A 12645-nucleotide genomic window follows, 5' to 3' on the forward strand; every position below is an offset into this window, starting at 1 on the left:
AGGGTGAGCGCGAAATGTTTTGTGATCAAATGCGGCGGCAGCACCTTAGCTGCTCTGCCGGATAGCTTTTTCCAGGATCTGCGAGATTTGCAGGCCGAAGGCTGGCAGCCGGTCATCGTTCACGGCGGCGGCCCCGCCATTAACGAAACGCTGGGCAAGCTGGGAATCGAGTCCGTGTTTGTCGGCGGTTTGCGCAAAACGGACGAGGCGGTTCTCGACGTCGTGGAGATGGTGCTGTCCGGAAAAATCAACAAGGAGATCGTTCGCCGAATTCAGCGATCGGGTGCGCAAGCTGTTGGCCTTTCCGGCGCGGACGGCCGACTTATCGAGGCCGTACCTGTAGCGAACTCCTCGGAGGTCGGGTTAGTCGGTGACGTCGTAGGGGTTAACACCGGCTTGATCGAAGGAGTAACGGCAATGGGCTACATCCCCGTCATCGCGCCGGTGGGCCTTGGCGCCGACGGCAGCCAGCGCTTCAACATCAACGCAGATACGGCGGCTGGCGCCGTTGCTTCCCACTTAGGCGTGGAGCGGATGCTGGTGGTTACCGATGTGCCCGGTATTTTGCGTACGGTAGACGGCGAGAAGCAAGTGATGCCAGCTGCAACGGTGGCGGAAATCGACGAGATGATCGCTTCCGGTGAAATTTATGGCGGCATGATCCCGAAAGTGCGCGCTGCGGTGCAATGCATTCAAGGGAAGGTGCAGGAAGTCGTCATCGTGGACGGCTCCATGCCGGGCGTATTGCGAAGTGCCGTTGTAGAAGGCGGCATCGGAACGCGGATCGTGAAAGCGTAAATCCGGCGATTCTTTTATTAGGGGTAACATTAAAAAAACTATACACAAGAAACGGAGTGATCAAGAATGGGTGAACAGCAAAGCGCATTGTTTCCGACATACGCACGCTTCCCGATTACGATGGTGAAGGGAGAAGGCAGCCGGCTGTGGGACGATCAGGGCAATGAATACTTGGATTTCATGGCCGGTCTGGCCGTCACGGGGTTGGGGCATGCGCCCAAGCGCGTAAAAGAGCGCCTGGTTGCCCAGCTTGATGAGCTTTGGCATACGAGCAATCTGTTTTCCACCCCGCAAGCGGAAAAAGTGGCCCAGCTGCTGACGGCGAATAGCTGCGGAGACGCGGTATTCTTCTGCAACAGCGGCGCGGATGCAAACGAAGCGGCCATCAAGCTGGCCCGCCGCTACAACCAAAAGGTGCTGGGCAATGACCGCTACGAAATCATTACCTTCAAGCAAAGCTTCCACGGCCGCACCTTGGCTACGCTGACCGCAACAGGTCAGGATAAGGTAAAAGAAGGCTACCTGCCCTTGCCTCAAGGCTTTATCCATGCTCCCTACAACGACGTGGCGGCTCTTGAGAGCTATATTACCGATAAAACCTGCGCCATTATGCTAGAATTGGTACAGGCCGAAGGCGGCATCATCGTGGCCGACCCCGATTTCGTACAAGAAATCACCCGCCTCTGCGAAAAATACAACCTGCTGCTCATCATCGACGAAGTGCAGACCGGGCTGTGCCGCACGGGTAAGCTTTTTGCATATCAACACTACGGCATTGAACCGGATATTTTCACCTTAGCAAAAGCTCTCGGCAGCGGCTTCCCGGTTGGTGCGATGGTCGGGAAAAGCAAGCTGATCCCGGCCTTCACCCCAGGCAGCCATGCTACGACTTTCGGCGGCACGCCGATTGCCATGTCTGCGGCTCTCGCCACGCTGGAAGTTATGCTGGCGGATCACCTCGCGGACGAAGCCGCACGCAAAGGCAAGCTATTGGTCGATAAGCTGGAGAAGGCTCTCGCGGGCAACGCGTTTGTGAAGGAAATCCGCGGCACCGGCCTGATTATCGGCATCGAATGCGTCGAGCCCACTGCGGATGCCATTGCGGCCATCCACGCTAAGAGACTGCTGGTGGTACCGGCTGGCCCGATGGTGATTCGTCTCTTGCCGAGTTTGATCGTCACGGACGAGGAAATCGACAAGGCTGTTGAAATTATCGCTGGTGTGTTGGCAGAAAAAGAAGCCGAACGCAAGCAAACGGCCGCTAAGTGAGAAAGTGAGATAAAACACCCGTTAGAGAAAGGGGATTCGTTAGATGAGCACGTTGCAATCACAAACCGCGCTGGGTTTGTTAGGCCGGGATTTTCTCGGACTGATGGATTATTCGCCGGAAGAAATCCGCTACTTGATCGATTTGGCTATCGAACTGAAGAGCAAGAACAAAGCGGGAGAGGTTTACCAGCCTTTGAAAGGCAAAACCCTCGGCATGATTTTCGAAAAATCGTCCACCCGTACCCGGGTTTCTTTTGAAGTGGGCATGTATCAATTGGGCGGCCACGCCATGTTCCTATCCCGCAACGACCTGCAAATAGGCCGGGGCGAGACGATCCACGATACGGCGCAAACGCTGTCCCGTTATCTGGACGGCATCATGATCCGCACCTTCGCCCATAAAACGGTCATCGACCTGGCGCGTTATGCCACGGTTCCGGTGATCAACGGGTTGACGGACTTCGCCCACCCTTGCCAAGCTTTGGCCGACTATATGACGGTGCTGGAGCATAAAGGCAAGCTGGAAGGCCTGAAAATTGCCTACATCGGCGACGGCAATAACATGGTGCACTCTCTGATGATCGGCGCAGCCAAGCTGGGCATGCATATGGCAGTAGCTTCACCTGAAGGCTACATGCCGGATCAAGAGATCCAAGCATCGAGCCGAGAATATGCGGCAGCCAGCGGCGGGTCGCTTCTCGTCACCACCGATCCGAAGGAAGCCATTGCCGACGCGGACGTTATCTACACGGACGTTTGGGCCAGCATGGGCTTTGAAGAGGAGCAGAAGGTGCGGGAGAAGGCTTTTGCCAACTATCAAGTGAACGAAGAGCTGACGGCTTATGCGAAAAAAGACTACGTCTTCCTCCACTGTCTCCCGGCTCATCGGGGTGAAGAGGTTAGTGCAGGAGTGATCGACGGCCCGAACTCGATTATTTTTGACGAAGCGGAAAATCGTCTCCACGCGCAAAAAGCGATTATGGCAGCGCTCATGTCGTAATGTTTGCCGAACGGATACGCTGGATATGAATTGACGGATACTGAGAGGAGCAAGGAAATCATGGCAAAAGAAAAAATCGTACTGGCCTACTCCGGCGGGCTGGACACGTCCGTTATTTTGGCGTGGCTGAAAGAGACTTATGATGCCGAAATCATCACCTTCACGGCAGATATCGGACAAGGGGACGAACTGGATGGGCTGGAGGAAAAAGCGCTGAAAACTGGCGCGACGAAAGCCTATATCGATGACCTGAAGGAAGAGTTCGCGAAGGATTTTATTTTCCCGATGTTCCAATCCGGTGCGCTGTATGAAGGGCAATACCTGCTCGGCACTAGCATCGCCCGCCCGCTTATCGCTAAGCGGATGGTGGAGATCGCCATCGCTGAAGGCGCAACAGCCATCGCTCACGGAGCGACAGGCAAAGGCAACGACCAAGTGCGCTTCGAGTTGACGGCGGCAGCGCTGGCACCGGAGATCAAAGTTATCGCACCATGGCGCGAAGATCGTTTCCGCGACCAGTTCCCGGGCCGGGCGGAAATGATCGCCTATGCCGAAAAACACGGCATCAACGTAACCGCGACGGCTGCCAAGCCGTACTCCACGGACCGCAATCTGCTGCACATCAGCTTTGAGAGCGGCATGCTGGAAGATCCTTGGTTCGACCCGAGCGCTGATTCCAACAAAGACATGTTCGTGCTCAGCGTATCTCCCGAAGATGCGCCGAACGAATCCGAATACATTGAACTGGACTTCGTGCAGGGCAACTGCGTAGCCGTCAACGGCAAAGCGATGAACCCGCTGGAAATCATGAACACCTTGAACAAGTTGGGCGGCAAGCACGGCATCGGCCGGGTGGACATGGTTGAAAACCGCTTCGTCGGCATGAAGAGCCGGGGCGTATATGAAACCCCGGGGGGCACGATCCTGTTCACCGCTCACCGGAAAATGGAGTCCCTCACCATGGACCGCGACGTCATGCACCTGCGGGATTCCCTTATCGCCAAATATGCTTCCTTGGTCTACAACGGCTTCTGGTTCGCGCCGGAACGCCTTGCTTTACAAGCCCTCGTTACCGAGAGTCAAAAGAACGTATCCGGTACCGTGCGGCTGAAGCTGTATAAAGGCAACGTCATCGGCGCCGGGGTGAAGAGCGACGTGAGCCTCTACAACCCGAACATCGCGACGATGGAGGCCGACCCGACCCAAGCGTACAACCAAGGCGACGCCGCTGGCTTCATTCGCCTGAACGCGTTACGCCTTAAGGTTTCCGCCGGCGTCGAACAAAACGCCAAGAACCAGAAGTAAGGTATAAAAAGTGATCATGACGGCGAAGTGTCGATAAGCGGGACTTTCTAAACAGACCTGAGAAGCGGAGAAGCAGATTGTTCCGTAACACACGATGCAGCTAGCGTTGCTAAGCGAACGTGTGAAAATCGGCAAAGCCGCCTGAACCCAATCTTCAAATAGAAGATAGTTCAGGGCAGCGTTAGCGGTCGCCTTTGCAGCCGGATTCCTACCTTGAGGTTTAATCCATTCATGGAATCCGGATGCAACAGCGATTGGAGGAATAATCGTGCTTTGCAGCGCCGAGATGTGGTCTGTTTAGAGGGTTGTTTTCGTTCAGAGCCGCTTATGATCACTCTCAGATGAAAGGGGATTGCCAACGTGTCGAAACTATGGGGCGGCCGTTTCACCAAAAAAACCGACCAATTGGTTGAGGAATATACCGCCTCGATCCTGTTTGATAAGGAATTGGCGGAGGAAGACATCCAAGGAAGCTTGGCCCACGTGAAGATGCTGGGCAAATCGGCCATTCTCTCCGCCGATGATGTGGAGAAGATCACCGACGGCCTGCTGAAGGTGCAGGGGATCATCCGCCGGGGCGAAATGGAGTTTAATATCGGCGATGAAGACATCCACATGAATGTGGAAAAAGCCTTGATCGACGAAGCTGGCCCCGTCGGCGGCAAGCTGCATACCGGCCGAAGCCGCAACGATCAGGTGGCGACGGACATGCACCTGTACCTGCGCAAGCGGGTGGTGGAGATCGCCGGCATGCTGCAAAAGCTGCAGGCGGCGCTAATCACCCAAGCCAAAGCCAATGAAGAGACGATTATTCCCGGCTATACGCATTTGCAACGGGCACAGCCGATTTTGTTTGCCCATCACCTGATGGCCTACGTGTCGATGTTCCAGCGGGATATCGAGCGGCTGCAAGACAGCTACAAGCGCATCAACGTGCTGCCGTTAGGCGCAGGCGCACTGGCCGGTACGACGTTCCCCATCGACCGCCATTACACGGCGGAGCTGCTTGGCTTCGACGGGGTGTACGAGAACAGCTTGGATGCTGTCAGCGACCGGGATTTCATTCTGGAGTTCCTCTCCAACTCATCCATGATCATGATGCACCTCTCCCGCATGTGCGAGGAGTTCGTGCTTTGGTCCAGCACCGAGTTTCACTTCATCGAGCTGGATGACGCTTTCTGCACCGGCAGCAGCATCATGCCGCAAAAGAAAAATCCCGACGTCGCCGAGCTGGTCCGGGGTAAAACCGGCCGCGTCTACGGCAATCTCGTCGGCCTGCTGACCGTGCTTAAGGCGCTTCCGCTGGCTTACAACAAAGACATGCAGGAAGACAAGGAAGGCATGTTCGACACGGTGAAAACACTGCAGGGCGCCCTGCTGCTGTTCGCCCCCATGGTAGAGACCATGAAAGTGAATAAGGACCGGATGCGTCAGGCCGTAAGCCAGGATTTTTCCAATGCGACGGATATCGCCGACTACTTGGTGACCAAGGGACTTCCCTTCCGCCAAGCCCACGAGGTCATCGGCAAAACGGTGCTGTACTGCATCCAGAACGGAAAATATTTGCTGGATCTGACCTTGGAGGAATTCAAGGGCTTCTCCACCCTGTTCGACGAGAAAATCTACGAAGTGCTCCAGCCGGAGCAAGTGGTGGCAGCCCGCAACGTTTACGGGGGCACCGCCCAACCGCAAGTCAAAGCGGCGATCGCCCGCGCGGAAGAAGCAACGGCGCGTACGGCGGCTTGGGTAGAAGAGTATTTGGCGAAAAGCAAATAAAACCGCTGCGTCTCGGAACGTTGGCGGAAGTAAGATACGGCGGTTTCCCGTTTCAACGGGAGGCTGCCGTTTTGTGTTGTATAGATGCAGATTGATATAGGAACATATGTTTGGTATAATGGGTGTGTATTGGAAAATGAAGTAAAGCGGGTGCGGGCGGATGATTACGAGAAAGGCGTCCCATTATGGGGATGATACTTGCGCGGCTTACGTCAAGGCGGGGGATTTCATTTATCTCGCCCATCATGGCGGAGGTTATGAAAAGGACGATATCGTACATCAAATGGAAGAGAGCTTTACTGCCCTGCGCGCCACGTTAGAGTCGGCCGGAGCAGGCTTGGATGACATGGTACAGATCAACCTGTATCTTCGGAACATTTCCGATTTTGGAAAAGCACGGGATGTGTTTTATCGCTTCTTTAAGAGCGACAGCTTTCCGGCAAGAATGTCTACCACGACGGATTTCGTAAACCCGGTATGCTTGTGCATGCTGGATGGAGTCGCGTACAAGAAAGCTAATGAGGCTTGATCCACGATAAAAAAACGGCACATGCGAAAGAACCCGTCCGCCCGTTGCGGTTTGGGTTCTTTTCTACTTTCCATGCCCCCCGCTGACAAACAGTCCGTCCTCCGGTGTCCACTCCGCATACAGTACCTTCCGGTAATCGGGAAAACCTTGATTTCTCAGCTCTTTGATGAGCCACTCTTCTGTCTTTCCGGTCTGCTGCAGGGCATCGTGTTGAATGCTTCCGTCTTCGAGGATCAAAAACGGCAGGCTTTTTTCCTTTGGGCTCAGTTGAAGGGTCTCGTTCTTGACCGTTTCATAGGCTGTTTTTTTCATCACGGTCAGCACGCCGCTTGTTTCATAAAGTGCGTAATGCACTTCACGCAACGAAAACACGTTCTGCATCCGCAGAAGCAACCGCAGTTGCTCGAAATCTAACTTGTTTCGCTTCATTTCGGACCGGTCTATTTTTCCTTCCCGGATCAGGATCGACGGCTTACCATCCAACACGGCCTGGATTTTCTTGCCTCGTTCGGTCATCCATTCAAACAGATAGGTCAAAACGCCCCAAACCGCAAAAGCAAAGACCAATTGCCACACGGGAAGCTTCTGCTGGTACATGATGTTGCCGACAATTTCCCCCAAAATCAAGGATGAGACAAAGGCGAAGGGGGTGAGTTGGGAGATTTCCTTTTTGCCAAGGAACCGGGTGATGATCCATAGACCGAGAAACCCGATGATCAGCTTAAGGGCAATTGTCGCATAGCTCATATCATCACCTCCGGTATCGACGAATTGGAGCCGTCCGATATGCGCTCCTGTTTTCCACATACGTATTGTTAGCTTGTCTGGATCTTTCTTCTGTTATCCTACCCCTGTTTGAGAAGAGTGATTTTTTTTATGCAGATGTGCATTTTACCAACGGTTGATGACCATTAAAGTGTGAAAAAAGGCACACCAATCGACCGGTGAGACCAGTATAATCGAGATAAAGTTTTTTATTGACGGAAGCATGATCGTGGAAGACATAACATGGGCAGGATCGCATGATGGAGAGAATCGATTCCCGTGAACCGGTTTTGGCCATTGGGCAGGGTGTTGCCCCGTTTTGACGCGGGCAGCGCCAACAACATGGGAGGCGAGACGAAGATGGCACGTTATTTTAACGGAAAAGAAATTGAACTGTTGGCGCCGGCAGGGACGTTTGAGATTTTTGAGGCAGTGGTGCAAGCTCCCTGTGACGCGGTGTATTTCGGTGGACCGAGCTTAAATATGCGGTTGATCCGCAAGGGATATAATTTTTCTTACGAAGAGATTGTAAAAGCGATCACAATCGCTCATGATCTCGGCAAAAAAGCCTATATCACCGTAAATAATCTCCTTAGCGAAACCGATGTGGAAGAAGCAAAGGACTATTTGCGCTTTTTGGAGAGTGCGGCTCCGGATGCCCTTATCGTTCAGGATTTCGCCGTTCTGGCGTTGGTGCAAGAGCTCGGTATTACCATTCCCATGCATGCCTCTGTTATGATGAACGTACACAACCTGGAGATGATCCGCGCCTTGCAGGAAATGGGTGTGACCCGTGCGGTGACCTCCCGTGAGATGGATTTGCAAACCGCACGCCTGCTGCAGGAGAAGAGTGGGATCGAGCTGGAGTATTTCATCCACGGTGATATGTGTTCGGTGCATGGCGCCAACTGCTATTTCAGCTCCCAAGTGTTCGGTATGAGCAGCAACCGGGGCAAGTGCCTGAAGCCATGTCGTTGGGATTACCGGGTCAAGAAGGATGGCCACGTCTATCCGACGGAATATCCATTAGCAGTGAAAGACATGTATATGTATGAGCATTTGCCCGAGCTTATCGAGTCCGGCGTCATGTCCTTCAAGATCGAAGGTCGCATGCGGGACAAAGAGTTCATGCTGATGTTGGTAAATGCCTATGGAGATGCCCTTGACCGCTATCTGGCTGATCCGGTCGGCTTTGAGCGCGCGAAAGACAGTAATGAACTGTATGAGAACCGCAAGCGGGATTTTTTCACGGCTTATGCCTTTGGTAATCCGGGGCTGTCGTATATAAACCGGCGGTACGAAGGAACAGGGAAATTTTACAGTACGGGAAAAGTGTTCAGTACCCCGACAGAGGAACGGGAGCTGTCGCAAGATCGGGTTGGCATGCTGAGAGAGCGGCTTGCGAAAGTGAACCGTCCTGCAGGTACTGTGGCAGAGCGGGGACAACTGGCGGTGCGGGTCAACAATATGGTGCAAGCGCAGGTAGCTTTAGAAGCTAGCGTGGACTATCTCTATCTGTCAGGCGATGTGTTTGAACCGGATAAGCCTTTTACAAAGGCGGATATTTGCCGGTTGGGCGAGCTGAAGGGCAAGACTAAGCTGATCTTGGGCTTGCCGCGGATGATGCGGGAAATCCACTTCAGCCAATATGACCAGCTTTTTGCGGCGGGACCGCTGCCGATCGACGGAGTGCTGGCAACCAACGTTGGAGCGATCCGGCGCTACAAAGATGCAGGTTACCCTTTGGTGGGCGACGTGAGCTTGAACGTGTTTAACCACGTGGCCGCCGATCTTTACGCCCGGCTCGGTTTGGATCGGGTCACCCTTTCGCCGGAACTGACGATGGAGGACTTGTCATCCGTGACGGAGCGGAGTAATCTTCCATTAGAAGCGGTTGTACACGGCTCTCCGGCTTTGATGTATATGGATCTCGACCTTTATGAAAACACGGAAGTGCTTCAGCCCATCGCCGAGGAAGACAATCATTACGTGGATAATTCGGTATTGGTGCTCATGACGGACAAAGGCGAAAACCCGGTATACCGGGATCAGCATGGCCGGTGTCATTTGATGTTCGCCAAGGAGCTGAACCTGCTGCCGCTCATGAAAGAACTGAAGGAAGCCGGCGTTTCCAGCTTCCGCATCGAAGGGGCGACGTACAAGCCGGAGCAGTTGCGGGATATTTTAGCGGTATATCGGCAGGCACTGGACGAGCTTGAGAGCTGCGGGGAGCTTTTTGCCGGAATGAAGCCTAATTATGCGGGATACACCTTGGGTGCTTTGCAGTTTTAATTTGTGGTAAATCAAGAGAGGAGTCTTTCGCATGTCGCAGCCGATCGGTCGCGAGGCCGTCAAAGAGAAAAGACAATCTTATTTTTATCCTTGCACGTCTCATTTTTACCGCGACGCGCCGCAAATCGTCCGTGGCTCGATGCAGCACCTGTATGACGAGAACGGCAAGGAGTATGTCGACTTTTTCGCAGGGGTATCGGTCGTAGCCTCCGGGCACTGCAACCCGGCGATTACGGCAAAAACCATCGAGCAGATCGGAAAGCTCCAGCACACTTCAACCATATATTTGACCCAGCCTAACGTGGATTTGGCCGAGCGCCTTGCCGGCGTGCTTCCCGGGGAGCTGCGCCGGACGTTTTTCGTCAACAGCGGCTCGGAAGCCAATGAGGGTGCGCTCTTGCTGGCGCGGATGCATACCGGCCGCAAAGGCTTCATCGCTTTGGAAGGCGGCTTGCATGGCCGCACCAATTTGACAATGAGCGTGACCCACATGCAAATGTGGCGGACGGATCGTTTCTTGGATGAGGACGTTACGTTCATTCCCCGTCCGTATCATCCGTTTTTGTCTCCCGAGGAAGCGGCGGATGCATCTTTGGCCGAACTGGCGGATGTGCTGGAAGAGAAAGGCGATACTATCGCTGCGATGATCGTAGAGCCGATCCAAGGCAACGGTGGGATGATCATGCCCGTAGAACGGTACTTCCGGGAAGTGAAGGAACTGTTGGATCGCTACGGCGTACTGCTTATCGCCGATGAAATTCAAACCGGCTTCGGCAGGACGGGCGCGATGTTCGGGATGGATCATTTCGGCGTAGTACCGGATATTATCTCCATGGCAAAAGCGCTGGGAAACGGCGTACCGGTGGCAGGCTTCGCGACTACCGACGCCATCGCAGCGTCGCTTAACCGCCCTTCAGCTTCCACCTTCGGAGGCAATCCTGTTTCAGCGGTTACGGCTCTGGCGGTGCTTGATTTTATCGAAGCTGAGCACCTGCCGGAGCGGGCTGCAGCGCGCGGCGCGCAGTTGAAGGCCGGGCTTGAGGCGCTGCAGGAGCAATACCCGGACATGATCGTCGATGTGCGCGGCAGTGGCTTGATGCTGGGCGCCGAGCTGGCGGCTCAAACGGATGCTGCGGCAGCAGAGTTGACCGATGATGTGCTGGAGGAAATGAAAGACCGCGGCTACATCATCGGCAAAAACGGTGTCGGCCGAAACGTGTTGGCTTTCCAACCCCCGCTGATCATTACCGAGGAAGACGTGGCGGGCATGCTGGATGCGCTTGGCGCTGTCTTCTCCGAATTGGCGGAAAATTAAACCTGCAGATGGATCACAAGAAAGAGGATGGTCGTCTCATGAGCATGAAAATGACATACAAAACCGTCGCCAAGAAAACGAGGATGTTCAGCCAGCTGGTCATGTTTTCCCATACGCTGTTCTCGCTGCCCTTCGCTATTATCTCTATGGTATGGGCGGCGGGAGGCTGGCCATCCTGGCATATGATGATTTGGGGACTCATCGCGCTAGTCGGCGCCCGCAACGGGGCCAACGCCTTCAACCGTTTGGTTGACCAGACCTTTGACGGCAAAAATCCCCGCACCGCCCACCGGCATTTGCCCCAAAGGCTGCTGCAATCGAAAGAGGTCGTCATTTTTGTCATCGTGAACTATGCGATCTTTATCGTTGCGGCCGGGATGCTGAACACGTTGTGCTTAGTCTTGTCGCCAGTAGCTATCGTGTTGGTGTCGACGTATTCCTATGCAAAGCGGTTTACTTGGCTGGCGCATCTGTACCTTGGCTTCACCATCGCCTCCGCTCCTATTGGAGCATGGTTTGCCGTGACGGGGCATATCGCCTTCACCCCTTTTGTCATCGGAACCGTGGTCATGCTGTGGATCGCCGGTTTTGACATTATCTACGGGACCCAAGACATCGAGTTTGACCGCAAAGAGGGGCTGTGGTCCATTCCCAGTTACTTCGGATTGCAAAACGCGCTGTGGATAGCTAGAGGGCTGCATTTCATCATGGTGCTGCTTCTTCTCTTTCTGTATTTTTACCGGGATTTAGGCTGGTTGTATTTGGTGGGCATCGGCATCGCCTCGCTTCTGCTGTTGCTGGAGCATAACATCATCAAACCTTCCAATCGGCGGTTGATGCATTTGGCTTCGTACAATTTGAACCAGGTGATCAGCATGACGATCCTGTTTTTCACGGTGTTCGATTATTTTCTTTTAGTGCGTTAAGGGTTTAGAGGATAAACCGATCATAGAAAAGCTCTTGCGGCGTGACTCCCGCGGGAGCTTTTTTGCATTTGTGTGAACGCGTCGATTGACGGAAAGATATACCCAAATAATCTAAAAAACCTATCTTGACAAAAAAATCCACCTGACCTATTATGATAAATAACTAATTCCTAGTTACCTTATAGGAATTATAAGTTAATGATACGAATTGACCATAAATGGGGGCAGAGAGCAGGATGACCAAAATCTTCAGGGTCGACGCCGTTTGGCAATTGGCTGGTGTTTACGAAGTGAGAACAAAGGCGTTCGTCGAAGGGCAGGGCATTCCGAAGGATCTGGAATTTGACGAAGCGTATGGCCAAACGTACCAGTACCTCCTGCTGGAAGATGAGTCCATTCCGGTGGCGACGGCACGCATCAATACCGGTCATGATGGATATGCGAAGATCGAACGGGTAGCCGTCATTCCGGGCTATCAGAACAAAGGGTATGGGCGCATCCTCATCTCGGCGGCTGAAGATTGGGTCAAAGAACTCGGCTTTCGCAGAATCGTGATTACGAGTCAGGAGCAAGCAGCCGGATTTTATGAGCGGTTGGGGTATACGGTTCGCCCCGACATCAAGGTAGAATCGAGAATCCCCATTGTGTATACGGAAAAAGAAATATAAAC

General features: G+C 53.7%; 11 protein-coding genes. 10 read left to right on the top strand and 1 reads right to left on the bottom strand.

The annotated features are described in order from the left end of the window. Positions 1–3: 3 nt before the first annotated feature. From argB to TJ79_RS21635, 6 genes are all read left to right on the top strand, one after another. Positions 4–798: an acetylglutamate kinase gene (gene argB, locus TJ79_RS21610; RefSeq protein ID WP_040952431.1), complete on the top strand. Its 795-nt coding sequence runs from the start codon at positions 4–6 to the stop codon at positions 796–798. 66 nt (positions 799–864) lie between these two features. Continuing rightward, positions 865–2067 (top strand): acetylornithine transaminase, encoded by a 1203-nt coding sequence (locus TJ79_RS21615; RefSeq protein ID WP_040952432.1) that lies wholly within the window; start codon positions 865–867, stop codon positions 2065–2067. A 43-nt stretch (positions 2068–2110) separates the two neighbouring features. Next, complete coding sequence (gene argF, locus TJ79_RS21620) at positions 2111–3067, top strand: ornithine carbamoyltransferase (protein ID WP_040952433.1); 957 nt, start codon at positions 2111–2113, stop codon at positions 3065–3067. 60 nt (positions 3068–3127) lie between these two features. Then, the gene (locus TJ79_RS21625) at positions 3128–4372 is read left to right on the top strand and encodes an argininosuccinate synthase (RefSeq protein ID WP_040952434.1); all 1245 of its coding nucleotides are present in this window, start codon (positions 3128–3130) and stop codon (positions 4370–4372) included. A gap of 360 nt (positions 4373–4732) precedes the next feature. Continuing rightward, positions 4733–6148: an argininosuccinate lyase gene (gene argH, locus TJ79_RS21630; protein WP_040952435.1), complete on the top strand. Its 1416-nt coding sequence runs from the start codon at positions 4733–4735 to the stop codon at positions 6146–6148. A gap of 160 nt (positions 6149–6308) precedes the next feature. Continuing rightward, entirely contained in the window at positions 6309–6677 is a 369-nt protein-coding gene (locus tag TJ79_RS21635) for a RidA family protein (RefSeq protein WP_040952436.1), read from the top strand. 63 nt (positions 6678–6740) lie between these two features. Here TJ79_RS21635 and TJ79_RS21640 read toward each other — a convergent pair whose 3' ends face one another. After that, positions 6741–7424, bottom strand: a complete 684-nt coding sequence (locus TJ79_RS21640) for a DUF421 domain-containing protein (protein WP_040952457.1) — start codon at positions 7422–7424, stop codon at positions 6741–6743. A gap of 378 nt (positions 7425–7802) precedes the next feature. Between TJ79_RS21640 and TJ79_RS21645 the strand changes: the two genes are divergently transcribed. The 4 genes from TJ79_RS21645 to TJ79_RS21660 all read left to right on the top strand — a co-directional run bounded on the left by TJ79_RS21645 (position 7803) and on the right by TJ79_RS21660 (position 12643). Next, the gene (locus tag TJ79_RS21645) at positions 7803–9734 is read left to right on the top strand and encodes a peptidase U32 family protein (RefSeq protein WP_040952458.1); all 1932 of its coding nucleotides are present in this window, start codon (positions 7803–7805) and stop codon (positions 9732–9734) included. Positions 9735–9765: 31 nt separating this feature from the next. Next, entirely contained in the window at positions 9766–11049 is a 1284-nt protein-coding gene (locus TJ79_RS21650; RefSeq protein WP_040952437.1) for an aspartate aminotransferase family protein, read from the top strand. Positions 11050–11093: 44 nt separating this feature from the next. After that, positions 11094–11975 (top strand): UbiA-like polyprenyltransferase, encoded by an 882-nt coding sequence (locus TJ79_RS21655; RefSeq protein ID WP_040952459.1) that lies wholly within the window; start codon positions 11094–11096, stop codon positions 11973–11975. 236 nt (positions 11976–12211) lie between these two features. Then, entirely contained in the window at positions 12212–12643 is a 432-nt protein-coding gene (locus TJ79_RS21660) for a GNAT family N-acetyltransferase (RefSeq protein ID WP_040952438.1), read from the top strand. Positions 12644–12645 lie beyond the last annotated feature (2 nt).

The organism is Gorillibacterium massiliense (assembly GCF_000455485.1).
Taxonomy (GTDB): domain Bacteria; phylum Bacillota; class Bacilli; order Paenibacillales; family NBRC-103111; genus Gorillibacterium; species Gorillibacterium massiliense.